Below are 17385 nucleotides of genomic sequence, written 5' to 3'. Positions count from 1 at the left end.
CGCCCCAAAGTCTATCAGGCGCTTTTACGCAGCAGGCCCTGTTTTTTCAGGTAAATCAGCAGAATTGAGATTGCCGCAGGCGTGATACCCGAAATACGCGAAGCCTGGCCGATGGACGTCGGTTTGTGATCGTTGAGTTTGGCGATCACTTCATTCGACAAGCCATTCACCTGACGATAGTCGAGCTCAACAGGCAACAAGGTGTTTTCATTACGCAGCTGGCGATCAATCTCTTCCTGCTGACGCGCAATGTACCCTTCGTATTTCACCTGAATCTCCACCTGCTCAGCGGCTTGTTCATCAGGCAGTGCCGGACCGTAGCTGGCGAGTGACGTCAGCAGCGGATAGGTCATCTCTGGACGACGCAGCAGATCTTCACCGCTGGCTTCTTTGGTAAGCGGCGCGCTGATTACCGCGTTCACTTCAGCCACGTTATCCGATTTCGGATGCACCCACAGATCGCGCAGACGTTGACGCTCCTGCTCAATCGCTTCCAGTTTCTGGTTGTAGCGCGCCCAGCGGGCATCATCAACCAGACCGAGTTCGCGACCGGCTTCGGTCAAACGCAGGTCGGCGTTATCTTCACGCAGCATCAAGCGATACTCCGCGCGCGATGTAAACATGCGATACGGCTCTTTCGTGCCCAGTGTGCAAAGATCGTCGACCAGCACACCGAGATAAGCTTGATCGCGGCGTGGCGCCCAGCCCTCTTTGTCGGCGGAAGCGCGTGCTGCGTTCAGACCAGCCAGCAAACCTTGCGCTGCCGCTTCTTCGTAGCCGGTGGTGCCGTTGATCTGGCCGGCAAAGAACAGGCCGTGGATAAATTTGCTCTCCAGCGTCGGTTTAAGATCGCGTGGATCGAAGAAATCATACTCGATGGCATAACCTGGACGGATGATCTTCGCGTTTTTCAATCCTTTCATCGAACGTACGATCTGCATCTGTACGTCAAACGGCAGGCTGGTGGAGATACCATTCGGGTAGATCTCGTTGCTGGTCAGGCCTTCCGGCTCCAGGAAGATCTGGTGCGCGTTACGATCGGCAAAGCGCATCACTTTGTCTTCGATCGACGGACAGTAACGTGGACCAATACCTTCGATGATCCCGGCATACATCGGGCTGCGATCGAGGTTATTGCGGATCACGTCATGCGTTTGTTCGTTGGTGTAGGTGATCCAGCACGGCACTTGTTGTGGATGCTGCGAAACTTTACCCATGAACGAGAACACCGGCATCGGATTATCACCGTGCTGCGGTGTCAGCACCGAAAAATCAATCGAGCGTGCGTCGATACGTGGCGGCGTACCGGTTTTCAGACGGTTTACGCGCAGCGGCAGTGCACGCAGGCGTTTTGCCAATGGGATTGATGGCGGATCGCCTGCACGGCCACCGCTGTAGTTATCCAGGCCAATGTGAATTTTGCCATCGAGGAAGGTCCCGACGGTCAGTACCACGGTTTTGGCGCGGAACTTCAAGCCCATTTGCGTTACCGCACCAACGACACGATCGTTTTCCACAATCAGATCGTCAACCGCCTGCTGGAAGATCATCAGGTTCGGCTGATTCTCCAGCGCAGTGCGTACCGCCTGGCGATACAGTACACGGTCAGCCTGAGCACGAGTAGCACGAACGGCGGGGCCTTTGCTCGCGTTTAGTATCCTAAACTGGATACCTGCCTGGTCAATTGCCGTGGCCATCAAACCGCCTAAGGCATCCACTTCCTTCACCAGATGTCCTTTCCCGATGCCACCGATCGCGGGGTTACAGGACATTTGTCCAAGCGTATCAATGTTATGGGTGAGTAACAGGGTTTGCTGACCCATTCGGGCTGCGGCCATCGCGGCCTCTGTGCCCGCATGACCACCACCGATTACGATGACGTCAAAAGGATCTGGATAAAACATGAAGTGGGTCCTCGTTAATGTTTCGGACAGGGATCGTTGCCCTGGGCGGTGGATTCTACTGAAATAATGTCGGCGGCGAAAGTCGCGGGATCCTGAGGTTTAAAAGAAAGGATCTTAAGTCTTTTATATGATCTCTCTGTTAGATCTACTATTAGGATCGCACCTTGCTGTTGATAACCCCGAAAAGCGCAGGCTTAACAGCAGATTAGAGAGGATCATTAGCTGTGAATGATCGGTGATCCTGATCCGTATAAGCTGGGATCAAAATAGCCACTTATGCACAGCCTAAAAAAGAAACAGCAGTTGTTCTTTGGATAACTACTGGTTATACGCATGAAACAGGCCATGTTATCCACAGTCGATCGCGTGTTTAAAGTGAAAAAACAGCGCAATCAACTGGGGATCATTCTATTTTCCCGATCCCCAGCCATCGAAGATCGTTTTAAATCTGCGTTTTCCATGTGGCGACCCACACTTCAGCCGCGTCTTCCGGGATCTCATGCTCCAGCACGTCGATCTCCAGGCGATCGCCAATGCGTTTGGCGCCCAACTGGTTCAATTGCTCTTCCAGCAGCTTGATCGCGCCGCAGAAAAGATCGTATTCATGGTTTCCGATGCCTACTGCACCATAACGTAAGCCCGAGAGGTCCGGTTTTGTCTCTTGCAGTGCTTCATATAAAGGAAGCAAATTATCAGGCAGTTCACCGGCACCGTGCGTGGAGGTAACGATCAGCCAGATGCCTTCCGGTTGCAGCTCATCCAGCTCTGGGCCATGCAGCACCTCGGTTGAGAAGCCCGCTTCCTGCAGTTTTTCTTCCAGATGTTCAGCAACATATTCGGCGCTGCCAAGGGTACTTCCACTGATTAACGTAATATCGGCCATGATGCTCTCCCGCACTAAAGGCGAGCATTGTACGCTGTGATCAAGCCGTGATCCACCTGTGGAAAACAGGGTTGATAGATGAAAGCATCAGGCGACAAGTCGCGCCATACGCGCGATCTGCCGGGGATAAGTTTGTGCACAGCTTAGAGAGGGATCACGGCTTAATGGTGCGCATGATCGGGTTTTGCAGTGAGATCAGGGTTTCTGTGGATTGGATTTCGTCGATGGTCTGGATCTTGTTGATCAATACCTGTTGCAAGGCATCGATCGATCGGCACATCACTTTGATAAAGATGCTGTAGTGGCCGGTGGTATACCAGGCTTCCACCACTTCATCCAGCGCGTCGAGTTTGCTCAGCGCCGCCGGATAATCGCGCGCGCTTTTGAGGATAATGCCGATAAAGCAGCACACATCGAAGCCGAGCTGACGCGGATCGATCTCCACGCGCGTGCCCAAAATAATGCCCGCCTGACGCATCTTCTCCACTCGCACATGAATAGTGCCGGGGCTGACGTTGAACTGTTTGGCGAGCTCGGCATAGGCGGTGCGCGCATTTTGCAGCAGCGCATTGAGAATGCCGCGATCCAGGTTATCCAGCTGAAGGTGATCCGCCATTGTCCATCCTCGTTAAGTTCTTCTTCTATGAATAGAGGAGAATGTGCAGCAAATTAGCGGTGCAGGCAAGGTGCAGACAACAGGCAGGCCGTTGTCTGCGTGCTTTTTAGCGCTTACGCCAGAAGGTCACTTGCGCCTGCGTGTGCTGGAATTTGCGCGCCGTTTCGCGGATGACAAATGGCACATCCTGCGGCGGTGCCACTTCATCGAAGGCATCACGCAACAGACGCTGCAGCGCCTGATAGGTGGTCAGCGCTTCGCCATTTTCGCGCACACCGCCCAGCCAGTTCTCTTTTGGCGTGAAATCTTCCAGCCAGGTATACGGTGATGACAGCACCAGCAAACCGCCGGCGCGGATCATCGGGGTAATATCCTGCAGGAAGCGCTTTGGCTGACGCAGACGATCAATCAGGTTAGAGGCCAGCACCAGATCGTAACGATCCGGCTGCGGCTTCAGGTTACAGGCATCGCCCTGCACAAATTGAATGCGCTGCGCCTGTTCTGCTTCCAGACCAAACTCTTTCAGCCGCACCTGACGATACTCCACCAGCTCGCCTTCTTCTGGCACTACATAGCGGAAATCCTCACCGGAGGTCAGCTGCAGCGCAACATCAATAAAGCGCGCCGAGTAATCCATGCCGGTTACTGCGTCGAAGTGTCGCGCCAGTTCAAAGCTGGCACGCCCGGTAGCGCAACCGATGTCCAGCGCCTGACCGCGCGCAGTGCAGTGCGGCAGCAGTTTTTCCACCAGCGCCGCCGCGTAGTTAGGCACGTTGTAGTAGCTCGGCCCGTATTGGAAATCGAGATACTGCGACACCATGCTGTCAGTTTCATAAGGATTGAGCGCCATGCTCTCTTCATGGGAAGAAACCACATAGCGGAAACCGGCGTGCTGGAAGAAGTGACGACGGAAAGCGTAGCGCGCAGATTTCAGCGCTTCGTTGCCGGTGGAAATCCAGCTGCCACCTTTGATCAGCGCATGTTTGCCATCAAAGGTCGGCGTGGAGAAGTCGTCGTACAGCGGATGCACTTTAAAGCCTTCGAAACCGTTGGTTGGCGTCGTGGTCCACTGCCAAACATTGCCAACGATGTCGTAAAACTCACCCTGCGTGAAACGGTCGACCGGGCTGGAGGAAGCCCAATATGCCAGATTGATATTGCCCGGCGCTTCAGTCCAATCCGGCTGATCGCCGCCAACCTGCTCACGCAGCTGCGCCCATTCGGCCTCGCAGGGAAGCTGAACAGATTTACCGGTCTCTTCGGCCAGCCAGCGACAGAACGCGGCGGCTTCCAGTTGGTTCACTTCCGCTGGCCAATCCCACGGCATCGCCACTTCTTCGGCCAGCACGCGCAGTTTTAGCTGATCGGGCAGCTTTTGGTCACCGACCCAGAACGTCGGCATCTGTGCACCGGAGAATTCACGCCAGCCCCAACCTTCGTCATCCCACCAGCGTCGATGGTTATAACCGTCCGCAGCAATGAAGCGATAAAACTCGGCATTGCTGACCAGCATTTTGCTGGCCTTGAACGGTTTAAGTTCGGTCTGCTGACTGCCGTATTCGTTATCCCAGCCATAGGTATCGTCGGTTTTGCCCTGCTGCACGCGGCCGCCAGGCATCGCGATCAGAGAATTCTCCGGCACCGATTGACGATCGTGACGCGCCTGCGGACAAACCGGCCAGTGCGGCTGCGGCTTGACCCATTCAATCGGCAGCTGGCGCATCAGCACGCTGGAGGTTTCCAGATGAATACGCTCGTGCTCAATGCCCATCAAAACCACCCACGCCGGGCTGTCCCAGCCGATTGGCAGTTCCAGCGGCAGGGTGCGAATAAACTCACTCACCAGGCTTTTCACTTTGCCACGATAGTCGCGCACTTCTGCGATGCTCGGCCAGTCGTAATGGCTGTCGTTGAGATCGTCCCAACTCATCTCATCCACGCCGATCGCCATCATCGCTTCGATGCGATCGTCAACGCGTTGATCAAGATAGCGGCCTGCCATCAGCTTATTAATGTAGAAGGTCGCGGTGTGACCAAAATAGAAGATCAGCGGATGGCGCAGCGAAATGGCTTTGTTAAACCAGGCGCGCTCGTCCGTCAGGCAATCAAACAGGCTTTCATATAGTTCCCAGGTTTGGGTGAAGTACGCCAGCAGCTCGGCCCGTTTTTGTTCGGAGTTTTGGCCGGAAAGTTTCAGCGTGCGGGTCGGTGTGGGAAGTTGGGCGGTTGTCACAAGGTGCTCCAGTTTGCTATGTGCTCGAACTTATCAATATAGCAAATTAGCATTTCCGTCAGATGAATTAGCGCTGCCAGCGGCGCAGCAGACGGCTTTTCAGGCCGGTATCGAAGCGCCAGATGTGATCGAAGATGCGCAGGATGCCCGGTTTGCCATGCAGCGACATCGCCACCGCATGGAAGCGCTGTTGATGTTGGCGCTGACGCTGCTTGATGGTGCTGACGATGTCATCTGGCAAACGCTGGGCAATAAAGTCAGAGACGATCACCGCATCCGCTTCCTGCCAGGCGCTGCCTTCCATGCGTTTCACCACCGCCGCAAGGCAGGCAGCGAGATCGGTGCCGCCGCGAAAACGCTGGCTGAGGAAACGGAGCGCCTGCTCAATGCCGTTGTCGGCGGTGAGTTCATAACCGATCACTTCATGAGCGAACAGCATGATGTAGCAGCGGCGCTTATCCGCCAGCGCCACTTTCAGCAGCGCCAGGCAAAAGGCTTTGGCGCAGCGTTCGTTGAAACCGCCCATCGAACCGGACGTATCAACGCAGACGATAAACGGGCCGCGCGGTTGCTCTTCATGCTGCTGGTGGCTGACCGGACTCATAGTGACTTTTTCATGCCACGCATCGCCCTGCAGACGATAAGTCAGCAAGCGTTTTTCGACTAAGCGCCGATAAAATTCCAGCTCTAACTCGCTGATGCTCAATGCCGCCAATTCAGGCGGTAACAGACGCAGCACATCATCGCTTTGATGAATGCCGCTGACCTCTTCCGGCACGTTATCCGGTTCGCGTACCAGCTGGTGAAACTCCTCCAGCGGCGCATCCTGCGATGGCACCGATTTGGCTTCGCGGCTGCGACCCAGCTGCTGCGCCAGCTTCATCAGCTCCGGCTGCTGGGCGAGGAAATCGCCGTATTGCACGATCAGTTCGTAATCGCCGTGCTGCAGCGGCGCTTTACTCAAATCCCACAGGCGTCCGGCGGCGGCTTCATCATCATCGGTAAGGATTGGCGCCAGCTGACCGCTGATCGCCATGCGCTGTTGCAGCTCGGCCATCAAGCGTTCGCGCTGCTCTTCGAGAATAGTTTCATTCAGCGTCAGCGTTTGCAGCGTCAGGCTGAGACGCCAGCGTTGCAGGAACAGCGTGTGTTGCGCGTTGCTGAGCTGGTCGCTTTCGGCATTCAACAGCAGTTTGCTGGCTTCTTCGATGAACGGCGACGGCAGGCTTTTCAGCTGCGTCATGATGTTGGGTAACTGCTGGGTGAAATGTTGCGTGCTGAGCAGCTGCATCTGCTGAAACAGCTGAAACTCCTGCGCCAGCGCTTCTGGCACCGGCGTGACTTTGATCTGCTCGGCGATCTCCGATCGCCAGCGTGGCAGATCGCGCATCATGGCTTGCTTCAGGCGGGGAAACTTCTCAAAGAACAGCGCCAGCTGTGGCGAGGCGAGCAGCGCGATAATCAACTCTTCGATTAACTCGGTTTCGCCAATCGACAGCAGCGCACTCAGCGTCTCCAGTGAGATCATTTTCTCGCCTGTTTCAGCTGTTCCGCGACATCCTGCAGGCTGGTTTCAATGCGTGCCAGCCAGTCATCGCTAATGAACAGGCAGCGCTGATGCTGGCTGAACAGCGTGCGCTGCGCGCGCAACTGGGTTTCCAGCGCGTCATATTCATCGGCGATCTCCTGCGGCATCTCGCTGCTGCTGCTGGCGCCCGGCAGCGTCAGACGCGTGGATTGCAGGCTAACATCGCGCAGCGTCAGACAATGATGCGTATCCACCAGCATATCCAGCGTTTGACCAAAGCCGATGCCGTTCAGCTTGCCGCGAATTTCACCGCCCTTCAGCAGCCACTGATCCAGTGCTTCACGGCCAATCAGAATGTGCGTTACCTGCATGTCGTGCAGCATTAACGGCTGTTGCAGCATCAGCGTCAACTGCTCATCGGTAATGGCGGCGGGTAATTCGTAATGCGGTTTGCGGCTGAACATACCGCTGTGTTTCTCCAGCGTCAGCGCTTGCGCCACGCTTTGCTGCTGTTGCAGCGCCAGACGGCGGCCTTTGATCTGCTGCAGCTTGTGCAACAGCGCCTGTTGCTGCCACGCATGTTGCGACATCAGCGTATCGATTTCGCGATCCAGCAGTTTCATCGATGCCACGTCATGCCACAGGCAATCTTTCAGCAGTACTAAGTCGATGGGCGCGATAGTCACGCGACCGCTATAAAAGGCGCTGGCCTGCAACAGATGAATGGCTTTCTTCCAGCGACGATCGGAAATGTACGGCGCGTCCGGCAGCGTTTCTAACTGCTGACGTAGCTGATAGATCAGTTCAAACACGTGATCCGGCAAACTGACCTGGCTGATGCCTTTCTGCCACTGTTCATACTCTTCATCGCTGATGCGCAGCGATTCCGCCACCGGATTGTCGTTTTCATCCTGCTGGTGGGTGAGCATGCTGCGGAAGTTCTGCTTCTCATGCACGTTATCCAGCCACAGACGAATCAACATGCGGTCATAAAGCGCTTCCAGTCCGCTATCGGCTTCCGGCAGTTCGTTGGAAGCGGTAACCAGCAAGCGCATCGGAATTTTTTCTTCGCTGTCGCCATTACGGAAACGGCGTTCGTTGATGGCGGTCAGCAAGGTATTCAGAATCGCCGGGCCGGCTTTCCAGATTTCGTCGAGGAAGACAATTTCTGCATCCGGCAAATAGCCTTTGGTCAGACGCTGATAACGCCCTTCATCTTTCAGGGCCTGAATCGACAGCGGACCAAACACCTCTTCAGGGGTGGAAAAACGGGTCATCAGGTATTCAAAAGCGCGGGCGTGCTGGAAGGCGTATTTTAATCGGCGGGCAATCAGACTCTTGGCGATGCCCGGTGGCCCGAGCAGAAACACGCTTTCGCCACTTAAGGCTGCCAGCAAACAGAGGCGGATCGCATGATGGCGTTCATACAGCCCTTTTTCCAGAGCGTTGCTCAGGCGAGAAATTCTTTCTGCCAAAAGATGGGGTTGAGCCATAATCACATCATTATCCTTTTGATCCTGGTGCCGTCATATTCTGGCGAGCGCAATACTCTACTGATTATCATGCGCGATTGCGTTGATAGCCGTCAGCTTTTTTGTTTCAGAAGGTTGATGCGAGAGAACTCGCCGCTTCCAACGGTTTTTTGGCGCTATTTTCGGCGAAAAACCGCGTCACCAACGCGATGGTGACACTTTGTAAGAGTAGGTTTTTTTGGGAATATGTGCATACTGTGCGCTTTTTGATGGCTTGAGCGGAAGGCAAGTGCCTCCGGCTCCAACAAAAGACAACTTATGAGCTCGGATAAGAAACAGTCCCTTGGGGCAGTCACGCTGGCGGCAATTGGCGTGGTGTATGGCGATATTGGTACCAGCCCGCTCTATACATTGCGTGAATGTCTCTCTGGTCAGTTTGGATTTGGCGTAGAGCGCGAAGCGGTATTTGGCTTCCTGTCGCTGATCTTCTGGCTGCTGATTCTGGTGGTGTCGCTGAAGTACATCAGCTACGTGATGCGCGCGGATAACGCCGGTGAAGGCGGGATTTTAACGCTGATGTCGCTGGCCGGACGCCATACCGGTGCCAGAGCTACGGCAATTCTGGTGATCATGGGACTGATTGGCGGCAGCTTCTTCTACGGGGAAGTGGTGATTACGCCGGCGGTTTCGGTGTTATCGGCGATTGAAGGTCTGGAAATTGCCGCGCCAAGTCTTGATGCCTACATCGTGCCGTTGGCGATTGCAGTGCTGACTTTACTGTTTGTTATCCAAAAACACGGCACCGGTATCGTCGGCAAGCTGTTCGCGCCAGTAATGCTGCTGTGGTTTTTGGTGCTGGCGGTACTGGGCGCGCGCAGCATTATCGACAATCCTGACGTCCTGCATGCGATGAACCCGTATTGGGCGGTGCACTTCTTCATCCAATATAAAACCGTTTCCTTCTTCGCGCTGGGCGCGGTGGTGCTGGCGATTACCGGCGTAGAAGCGCTGTATGCCGATATGGGCCACTTCGGTAAATTCCCGATTCGTCTCGCCTGGTTCATCGTGGTGCTGCCTTCGCTGGTGCTCAACTACTTTGGTCAGGGCGCGCTGCTGCTCAAACATCCCGAAGCGATCAAAAACCCGTTCTTCCTGCTCGCGCCGGATTGGATGCTGATCCCAATGTTGATTCTGGCGACCTTAGCCACGGTGATTGCGTCGCAGGCGGTGATTTCCGGCGTGTTCTCATTAACGCGTCAGGCGGTGCGTCTCGGCTATTTGCCGCCGATGCGCATTGTGCACACCTCAGAAGAGGAGTCCGGGCAGATCTATATTCCAGTGATTAACTGGCTGCTCTATTTCTCGGTGGTGATTGTGATTGTCGGCTTCGAGCACTCCAGCAATCTGGCGGCGGCTTACGGCATCGCGGTAACCGGCACCATGGTGCTGACCGCCATTCTCTGTTCAACCGTGGCGATTCAAAACTGGCACTGGAACCGCTATCTGGTGGTGTTGATTCTGATTGCCATGTTGATCATCGACGTGTCGCTGTTCTCCGCGAACCTGATCAAGGTGTTCTCCGGTGGTTGGCTGCCGCTGACGCTGGCGTTGATGATGTTCATCATCATGACCACCTGGAAAAGCGAGCGTTTCCGCCTGCTGCGTCGTATGCATGAGCACGGCAATTCCCTCGAAGCGATGATTGCGTCGCTGGAGAAATCGCCGCCGGTACGCGTGCCGGGCACCGCAGTGTATATGTCGCGGGCGCTGAACGTGATTCCGTTTGCCATGCTGCATAACCTCAAGCACAACAAAGTGTTGCATGAGCGTGTGGTGCTGCTGACGCTGCGTACGGAAGATGCGCCTTACGTGCACAATGTGCGTCGTGTGACCATTGAACAGTTATCGCCGACCTTCTGGCGCGTGGTGGCGAGTTACGGCTGGCGCGAAACGCCAAACGTCGAAGAGATCTTCCACCGCTGCGGCCTTGAAGGCCTAAACTGCCGCATGATGGAAACCTCCTTCTTTATGTCGCATGAATCGCTGATTATCGGCGATCGTCCGTGGTATCTGCGCCTGCGCGGCAAGCTGTTCCTCGCGCTGCAACGCAATGCGCTGCGCGCGCCGGATCAGTTTGAAATCCCACCGAACCGCGTGATCGAGTTGGGAACCCAGGTCGAGATTTAACGCTGCGCGCGTCACCAACTCAAGGTGACGCGCAATCCTCCGCTGGCGCGCTGGCTGAACTGCAAGCGGATGCCGTGCAGCTGGGCAATATTCTTCACGATTGAAAGCCCCAATCCGCTGCCGGTTTGTGCCTGTCCCGGCGGTCGCCAGAAGCGTTCACCCAACCTTGCCAACTGCTCATCGCTAACGCCTGGCCCGTTATCATCAACGGTAATGGCGCGCGCATTGAGCTGTACATCAATAGTGCTGCCCGACGGCGAATAGCGCAGCGCGTTATCCAGCAGGTTCCGCACCATCAATCCCAGCAATAGCGGATGACCGTTCATCACCGGTTCGGCGTGGCTGGTGAACTGCAAAGCGGTGTTTTGTTGTTCCGCCTGCGGGAAGTGCTCCGCCAGCAGGTTTTGCAGCAGCGGCGCCAGCGCCACCGGCTGAAACTCGCTGCGCAGATCGTCAGCTTCCACGCGTGACAGCGTTAAAAGCTGATCCACCAGACGCGTGGCGCGCACAATGCCGCTGTCCAGCTGCTGAATCGCCCGTTTACGCATCGCTTCATCATCATCGGCCAGCTGAATCACTTCGCTCTGCACGCGCAGCGCCGCCAACGGGCTGCGCAGTTCATGGGCGGCATCGGAGGTAAAGCGACGTTCGCGCTGCACCAGATGCGCCATACGGCTGAACAAACCGTTGAGCGCCACCACCAGCGGCTTCACCTCTTTAGGCAAACGCGTTTCAGGTAATGGCGTGGCATCATCCGGCGCACGCTGGTGCAGTGAAAGCGTAAGCCGTTTCAACGGGCGCAGCTCGAACCACACCAGCGCCAGCAGCAACAGCAGCATAAAAGGCATGGTGATCAACCATGGCAGCAGGCTACTGAGCGCCAGATCGCGCGTCATATCTTCGCGGTATTCCCACTCTTGCCCAACCACCACGCGATAACGCTTATCCGCTGAGGTGAGCCACACCAAGCGCCAGCTCTCTTTATCGCCGCGCAGGCGGCCATCGGTAAAGCCATCACGTTGGTAATCAAACTGTAAATCACGTCCATTTTCGCCGTCATTGAGCAGCGGCTGGCCGTCAGCGCTGAAGATGGCAAACGCCAGCGCATCGTCATCCTGATCGCCACGATGATGACGCAGGATCGACTTGGTTTTAGGCAGTTTTTCGTCCTGCAGCGAGGTGGGATCGAGCGTAATCAGGCGTTTGGCGAACAGCATTTGCTGAGTATCAAACAGCTCGTCTACCGTATCGCGGGTTTGGTGCCAGGCGCTGAGGCTGGCCAGGCCGCCGCACAGCAGAATCAGCAGTACAAAGCCGATGGCGAGGCGCAGAAACAGACTCATTCCGCCGCTCCCAGCGTATAACCGACGCCGTGTACGGTACGAATAAACTGGCTGCCGAGTTTCTTGCGCAGATGATGAATGTGCACTTCAACCGCATTGCTGGAGACATCTTCATCCCAGCTGTAGAGCTTTTCTTCCAGCTGACTGCGCGTCAGCACACGGCCGGGATTGCGCAGAAACAGTTCCAGTAGCGCTAGTTCGCGGCTCTTCAGGCTGATGGCTTCGCCATCGCACAGCACGCTGTGGCTGCCGGGCGCCATAACCACTTTGCCGTGTTTGAGTTCCGGCTGCAGTTGGCCGTGACGGCGACGGATCAGCGCCTGCAAGCGTGCCGCCACTTCTGTCAGCGCAAACGGCTTGCACAGGTAATCGTCGGCACCGAGCTGCAATCCTTGTACGCGCTGATCGAGCGCATCGCGCGCGGTGAGAATCAGCACCGGTACATCCTGTCCTTGCTGGCGCCACTGACGCAGGATATCCAGACCATCGCGTTCTGGCAGCGATAGATCCAGCACCACCGCGTCCCAGGGCGCGGCCGTCAACGCCTGAAACCCGGCTTCGCCGGAGACAAACCAATCCACGCTGAAACCGAGTTTGGTCAACCCGACTTTCAACCCGTCGCCAATCAGCGTGTCATCTTCAATCAGTAAAATGCGCATCAACTCTCCTTCTGTTAAGCGGAGTTATACGAAGCACAATCGCTCTTGTACAGCGAAAATCCCGGCAAATAGACTATTTTTCATGAATGTTAGCCCAACAGATTCTCTTAAGATCCTGTTAAGAACCTTATGGTGAAATAGCTGCCGTAAACCGACACATTCATGGAAAAGAGGTGAAATATGAAAAAATCTGCAGCCCTGTTAGCTATCATCGCTCTGGCCGCCACGCCGGTTCTTGCCGCTCAGCAAGGTGGATTTGTTGACCCGAATGCGCCATCCGCGCAGGTGAAGTCCGGTGGTTTCAAAGCCGATAACACCAGCGTTGTCACGGTGAAACAGGCCGAAGAGATGAAGGACGATAGCTGGATCACCGTGCGCGGTACGCTTGAAAAGCAAATCGGTGATGAGGATTATCTGTTCCGTGATGCCACCGGCACCATGAAGGTCGAGATCGATCATAAACGCTGGAACGGTTTGATCATCACGCCGAAGGATCAGGTAGAACTGACCGGTGAACTGGATAAAGATTTCAACTCCATCGAACTGGACGTGAAACAGGTACGTAAACTGCCTTAATCACTGCTTCGGGGCCGCAGCAGCGGCTCCAACATCCCACCAAACTCAAATTCTCTCTGGCACAAGCGAAACGTTTCGATGGCGATCACATTTCCGTGATGCCGTCATTGAGTTGCCATGCGCATTTTATACACTCCCGATCAGCGAAACGTTTCGCTGTGGAGTGGAATAAATGAAAAAAGGTCGCTTGTTAAACGCTGAAGTCTCTCATGTGATTGCTCGCCTGGGGCACACCGATACGCTGACGATTGCCGATGCAGGCTTGCCGATTCCGGCTGGTCCACAGCGCATCGATCTGGCGTTAACGCCGGGTACGCCCGAATTTTTACAGGTGGTTGAGGTTGTCACGCAGGAGATGCAGGTCGAAAGCGCCCTGATGGCGGAGGAGATTAAGCAGCACAATCCGCAGCTCCATAGCGCACTGCTCGCCGTGCTCGAAGCCTTGCAACAGCACCAGGGAAATGTCATCACCATCCGTTACACCAGCCATGAACAATTCAAACAACAAACGCAGCGTAGTCAGGCGGTCATTCGCAGCGGAGAGTGTTCTCCGTATGCGAATGTCATCCTGAGCGCCGGCGTGACCTTCTGAGGCCGCTATGCAACCGTTATTGCAACTCAAAGGGATTGAAAAGTCGTTTCCTGGCGTTAAAGCGCTGAATGGCGCATCGCTCGCCGTTTATGCGGGACGCGCAATGGCGCTGGTGGGCGAAAACGGCGCGGGCAAATCCACCATGATGAAAGTGCTGACCGGCATATACAGCATGGATGCCGGTTCTATGCAGTGGCTCGGTAAGGATGTGGCGTTCTCTGGCCCGAAAGCGTCGCAGGAAGCGGGTATTGGCATTATCCATCAGGAACTTAACCTGATTCCGCAATTGACCGTCGCCGAGAATATCTTCCTTGGCCGCGAATTTGTTAACCGCTTTGGCCGCATCGAATGGAAAAAGATGTACGCCGAGGCGGATGCGCTATTAAAGCGCCTCAATCTGCGCTTCAACAGCCACAAGCTGGTGGGCGATTTGTCGATTGGCGATCAGCAGATGGTCGAGATCGCCAAAGTGCTCAGCTTCGAGTCGAAAGTCATCATTATGGATGAACCGACCGATGCGCTGACCGATACCGAAACGCTGTCGCTGTTCCGCGTCATCAACGAACTGAAAGCGCAGGGCTGCGGCATCGTCTATATATCGCACCGCATGAAAGAGATCTTCGAGATTTGCGATGACGTCACGGTGTTCCGTGATGGGCAGTTTATTGCCGAGCGCGCGGTGAGCGATCTCAGCGAAGAGAGCCTGATCGAGATGATGGTCGGCCGCAAGCTGGAAGATCAATATCCACGTATCGATCAACAGCCGGGTGAGATCCGTTTAAAAGTCGAAAACCTCAGCGGTCCGGGTGTTGATGATGTCAGCTTTACGCTGCGCAAAGGGGAAATACTTGGCGTGTCGGGCTTGATGGGCGCGGGACGTACCGAACTGATGAAAGTGCTGTACGGCGCGCTGCCGCGCAGCAAAGGTAAAGTCACGCTGAATGGCCGCGAAATCACCACTCGCTCCCCCCAAGAAGGATTGGCGAACGGCATCGTTTATATCTCCGAAGATCGTAAGCGCGATGGTTTGGTATTGGGCATGTCGGTGAAAGAGAACATGTCGCTAACCGCGCTGCGCTATTTCAGCACCGGCGCAGGCAACCTGAGACACAGCGACGAGCAGCTGGCAGTGGGCGATTTTATCCGCCTGTTCAACGTCAAAACCCCTTCAATGGAGCAGCCGATTGGCCTGCTGTCCGGCGGTAATCAGCAAAAAGTGGCGATTGCGCGCGGCCTGATGACGCGCCCTGATGTGTTGATTCTTGATGAGCCAACGCGCGGCGTCGATGTCGGGGCAAAGAAAGAAATTTATCAGTTAATTAACCAGTTTAAAGCCGAAGGGCTAAGCATCATTTTGGTGTCGTCGGAAATGCCGGAAGTTCTGGGCATGAGCGACCGCATCGTGGTGATGCATGAAGGCCATCTGAGTGGCGAATTTTCCCGTGAGCAAGCTACCCAGGAATCCCTGATGGCGGCGGCAGTCGGTAAGCAACACAGCGAGGAGTTAGTTGTATGAGCACCCAAACCTTACCCGCCAGCCGTCGCTGGTTCAGCAAAGCCTGGCTGCTGGAGCAGAAATCACTAATTGCATTGATCGTGCTGATCGCCGTGGTTGCCAGCCAGAGCCCGAACTTCTTCACGCTGGCCAACATGTTCAACATTCTGCAGCAGACGTCGGTCAACGCCATTATGGCGGTCGGCATGACGCTGGTGATTCTGACTTCAGGTATTGATCTTTCAGTGGGCTCGCTGCTGGCGCTAACCGGCGCGGTGGCGGCATCGATTGTCGGATTAGAAGTCAATGCGCTGGTGGCCGTTGCGGCTTCGCTGGCGCTGGGAGCGGCAATTGGCGGTATTACCGGCGTGATTGTGGCGCGCGGCAAGGTACAGGCTTTTATCGCCACGCTGGTGATGATGTTGCTGCTGCGCGGCGTCACCATGGTTTACACCAACGGCAGCCCGATCAATACCGGCTTCAACGATAACGCCGATCTGTTTGGCTGGTTCGGTATCGGTCGTCCGCTTGGCATCCCAACGCCGGTGTGGCTGATGGTCGCGGTGTTTGGGCTGGCGTGGTACATGCTGCATCACACGCGCCTTGGCCGTTACATCTATGCGTTGGGTGGCAACGAAGCGGCGACTCGCTTGTCGGGCATCAACGTTAATCGCGTCAAAATCATCGTTTATTCGCTGTGCGGCCTGCTGGCGGCACTGGCGGGCACCATCGAAGTGGCGCGTCTCTCTTCCGCACAACCTACCGCGGGCACCGGTTATGAACTGGATGCGATCGCGGCGGTAGTGCTAGGCGGTACCAGCCTGGCGGGCGGCAAAGGTCGCATCATGGGCACGCTGATTGGTGCGTTGATCCTCGGTTTCCTGAACAACGGCCTGAATCTGATGGGCGTATCGTCTTACTACCAAATGATTGTTAAAGCCGTCGTAATTCTGCTAGCGGTGCTGGTGGATAACAAAAGCAGTAAATAACTCTGACCTTCACACAGGATTTAAAAATGAAAAAGTTAACTGCATTGGCCGTCATTCTTGGCGCCACCCTCAGTGCTGGCGCGATGGCAAAGGACACCATTGCTCTGGTGGTTTCAACCCTGAATAATCCGTTCTTTGTGTCTCTGAAAGATGGCGCACAGAAAGAAGCTGACCAACTGGGTTATAACCTCGTGGTGCTGGATTCGCAGAACAACCCGGCGAAAGAGCTGGCGAACGTGCAGGATCTGACGGTGCGCGGCACCAAGCTGCTGCTGATCAACCCAACCGATTCTGATGCGGTGGGTAACGCCGTTAAGATGGCAAACCAGGCGAATATTCCGGTGATCACGCTGGACCGCGTGGCAGCACAGGGCACCGTAGTGAGCCACGTGGCTTCTGACAACCGTTTCGGCGGCAAAATGGCCGGTGACTTCATCGCCAAAAAACTGGGTGATGGCGCGAAAATTATTGAACTGCAAGGCATTGCCGGTACGTCTGCGGCGCGCGAGCGTGGCGAAGGCTTTAAACAAGCGGCTGATGCGCACAAATTCAACATCCTGGCGAGCCAGCCTGCTGACTTCGACCGTACTAAAGGTCTGAACGTAATGCAGAACCTGTTGCAGGGACATCCGGATGTGCAGGCCGTCTTCGCTCAGAACGATGAAATGGCGCTGGGCGCGCTGCGTGCGCTGCAAACTGCCGGGAAAACCGACGTGCTGGTGGTGGGCTTTGACGGCACCGCTGACGGTGTGAAAGCTGTCGAATCAGGTAAACTGACCGCCACTGTGGCTCAGATGCCAGACAAGATTGGTGTGATTGGCGTGCAGACGGCCGATAAAGTATTGAAAGGCGAGAAGGTGCAGGCGGTTAATCCGGTTGACCTGAAGCTGGTTACCAAATAATAAGTA

The 17385-nt window shown here is 55.5% G+C and carries 14 protein-coding genes; 6 read left to right on the top strand and 8 right to left on the bottom strand.

What is annotated here, in order from left to right:
- Positions 1-14: 14 nt before the first annotated feature.
- From mnmG to ravA, 6 genes are all read right to left on the bottom strand, one after another.
- A complete protein-coding gene (gene mnmG / locus NR302_RS19525) occupies positions 15-1904 on the bottom strand; it encodes a tRNA uridine-5-carboxymethylaminomethyl(34) synthesis enzyme MnmG (protein ID WP_258144227.1) in 1890 nt (629 codons plus the stop codon).
- A gap of 442 nt (positions 1905-2346) precedes the next feature.
- The gene (gene mioC / locus NR302_RS19520; RefSeq protein WP_064738315.1) at positions 2347-2787 is read right to left on the bottom strand and encodes an FMN-binding protein MioC; all 441 of its coding nucleotides are present in this window, start codon (positions 2785-2787) and stop codon (positions 2347-2349) included.
- A gap of 154 nt (positions 2788-2941) precedes the next feature.
- Positions 2942-3403 (bottom strand): transcriptional regulator AsnC, encoded by a 462-nt coding sequence (gene asnC / locus NR302_RS19515; protein WP_258144226.1) that lies wholly within the window; start codon positions 3401-3403, stop codon positions 2942-2944.
- A gap of 106 nt (positions 3404-3509) precedes the next feature.
- Complete coding sequence (ovoA, locus tag NR302_RS19510; RefSeq protein WP_258144225.1) at positions 3510-5636, bottom strand: 5-histidylcysteine sulfoxide synthase; 2127 nt, start codon at positions 5634-5636, stop codon at positions 3510-3512.
- Positions 5637-5703: 67 nt separating this feature from the next.
- Positions 5704-7164 carry an ATPase RavA stimulator ViaA gene (gene viaA / locus NR302_RS19505; RefSeq protein ID WP_258144224.1) on the bottom strand — a complete coding sequence of 487 codons (1461 nt, stop codon included), beginning with the start codon at positions 7162-7164 and terminating at the stop codon, positions 5704-5706.
- Positions 7161-8657, bottom strand: a complete 1497-nt coding sequence (gene ravA / locus NR302_RS19500; RefSeq protein WP_258144223.1) for an ATPase RavA — start codon at positions 8655-8657, stop codon at positions 7161-7163. Before ravA ends, viaA begins: the two co-directional genes overlap by 4 nt.
- Positions 8658-8954: 297 nt before the next feature.
- Here ravA and kup point away from each other — a divergent pair, with 297 nt between their 5' ends.
- A complete protein-coding gene (gene kup / locus NR302_RS19495) occupies positions 8955-10823 on the top strand; it encodes a low affinity potassium transporter Kup (protein ID WP_008106742.1) in 1869 nt (622 codons plus the stop codon).
- A gap of 11 nt (positions 10824-10834) precedes the next feature.
- On the opposite strand, the gene qseC is transcribed toward kup, so the two are convergent.
- Positions 10835-12166 carry a quorum sensing histidine kinase QseC gene (gene qseC / locus NR302_RS19490; RefSeq protein WP_258144222.1) on the bottom strand — a complete coding sequence of 444 codons (1332 nt, stop codon included), beginning with the start codon at positions 12164-12166 and terminating at the stop codon, positions 10835-10837.
- Complete coding sequence (gene qseB / locus NR302_RS19485; protein WP_154156965.1) at positions 12163-12825, bottom strand: quorum sensing response regulator transcription factor QseB; 663 nt, start codon at positions 12823-12825, stop codon at positions 12163-12165. Before qseB ends, qseC begins: the two co-directional genes overlap by 4 nt.
- Before the next feature lie 180 nt (positions 12826-13005).
- Between qseB and NR302_RS19480 the strand changes: the two genes are divergently transcribed.
- The 5 genes from NR302_RS19480 to rbsB all read left to right on the top strand — a co-directional run bounded on the left by NR302_RS19480 (position 13006) and on the right by rbsB (position 17379).
- Complete coding sequence (locus NR302_RS19480; protein WP_154156966.1) at positions 13006-13401, top strand: YgiW/YdeI family stress tolerance OB fold protein; 396 nt, start codon at positions 13006-13008, stop codon at positions 13399-13401.
- 172 nt (positions 13402-13573) lie between these two features.
- Positions 13574-13993 carry a D-ribose pyranase gene (gene rbsD / locus NR302_RS19475; protein WP_008106751.1) on the top strand — a complete coding sequence of 140 codons (420 nt, stop codon included), beginning with the start codon at positions 13574-13576 and terminating at the stop codon, positions 13991-13993.
- A gap of 7 nt (positions 13994-14000) precedes the next feature.
- Positions 14001-15509: a ribose ABC transporter ATP-binding protein RbsA gene (rbsA, locus tag NR302_RS19470; protein ID WP_258144221.1), complete on the top strand. Its 1509-nt coding sequence runs from the start codon at positions 14001-14003 to the stop codon at positions 15507-15509.
- Positions 15506-16477 carry a ribose ABC transporter permease gene (gene rbsC / locus NR302_RS19465; protein ID WP_008106756.1) on the top strand — a complete coding sequence of 324 codons (972 nt, stop codon included), beginning with the start codon at positions 15506-15508 and terminating at the stop codon, positions 16475-16477. The genes rbsA and rbsC overlap by 4 nt, the downstream gene beginning before the upstream one ends.
- A 26-nt stretch (positions 16478-16503) precedes the next feature.
- Positions 16504-17379 carry a ribose ABC transporter substrate-binding protein RbsB gene (rbsB, locus tag NR302_RS19460; protein WP_008106759.1) on the top strand — a complete coding sequence of 292 codons (876 nt, stop codon included), beginning with the start codon at positions 16504-16506 and terminating at the stop codon, positions 17377-17379.
- Positions 17380-17385 lie beyond the last annotated feature (6 nt).

The organism is Pantoea sp. SOD02 (assembly GCF_024707505.1).
Taxonomy (GTDB): Bacteria; Pseudomonadota; Gammaproteobacteria; order Enterobacterales; family Enterobacteriaceae; genus Pantoea; species Pantoea symbiotica.
Note: the sequence above shows the minus strand (reverse complement) of the source record. Positions and strands in the feature narration are given on the sequence as shown.

Bases quoted from the DNA above. Each gene is read 5' to 3' on its own strand.
- kup (WP_008106742.1), top strand. From the start codon at position 8,955: ATGAGCTCGGATAAGAAACAGTCCCTTGGGGCAGTCACGCTGGCGGCA.
- ravA (WP_258144223.1), bottom strand. From the start codon at position 8,657: ATGGCTCAACCCCATCTTTTGGCAGAAAGAATTTCTCGCCTGAGCAAC.
- rbsA (WP_258144221.1), top strand. From the start codon at position 14,001: ATGCAACCGTTATTGCAACTCAAAGGGATTGAAAAGTCGTTTCCTGGC.
- rbsD (WP_008106751.1), top strand. From the start codon at position 13,574: ATGAAAAAAGGTCGCTTGTTAAACGCTGAAGTCTCTCATGTGATTGCT.
- qseC (WP_258144222.1), bottom strand. From the start codon at position 12,166: ATGAGTCTGTTTCTGCGCCTCGCCATCGGCTTTGTACTGCTGATTCTG.
- mioC (WP_064738315.1), bottom strand. From the start codon at position 2,787: ATGGCCGATATTACGTTAATCAGTGGAAGTACCCTTGGCAGCGCCGAA.
- viaA (WP_258144224.1), bottom strand. From the start codon at position 7,164: ATGATCTCACTGGAGACGCTGAGTGCGCTGCTGTCGATTGGCGAAACC.
- rbsC (WP_008106756.1), top strand. From the start codon at position 15,506: ATGAGCACCCAAACCTTACCCGCCAGCCGTCGCTGGTTCAGCAAAGCC.
- qseB (WP_154156965.1), bottom strand. From the start codon at position 12,825: ATGCGCATTTTACTGATTGAAGATGACACGCTGATTGGCGACGGGTTG.
- NR302_RS19480 (WP_154156966.1), top strand. From the start codon at position 13,006: ATGAAAAAATCTGCAGCCCTGTTAGCTATCATCGCTCTGGCCGCCACG.
- mnmG (WP_258144227.1), bottom strand. From the start codon at position 1,904: ATGTTTTATCCAGATCCTTTTGACGTCATCGTAATCGGTGGTGGTCAT.
- rbsB (WP_008106759.1), top strand. From the start codon at position 16,504: ATGAAAAAGTTAACTGCATTGGCCGTCATTCTTGGCGCCACCCTCAGT.
- asnC (WP_258144226.1), bottom strand. From the start codon at position 3,403: ATGGCGGATCACCTTCAGCTGGATAACCTGGATCGCGGCATTCTCAAT.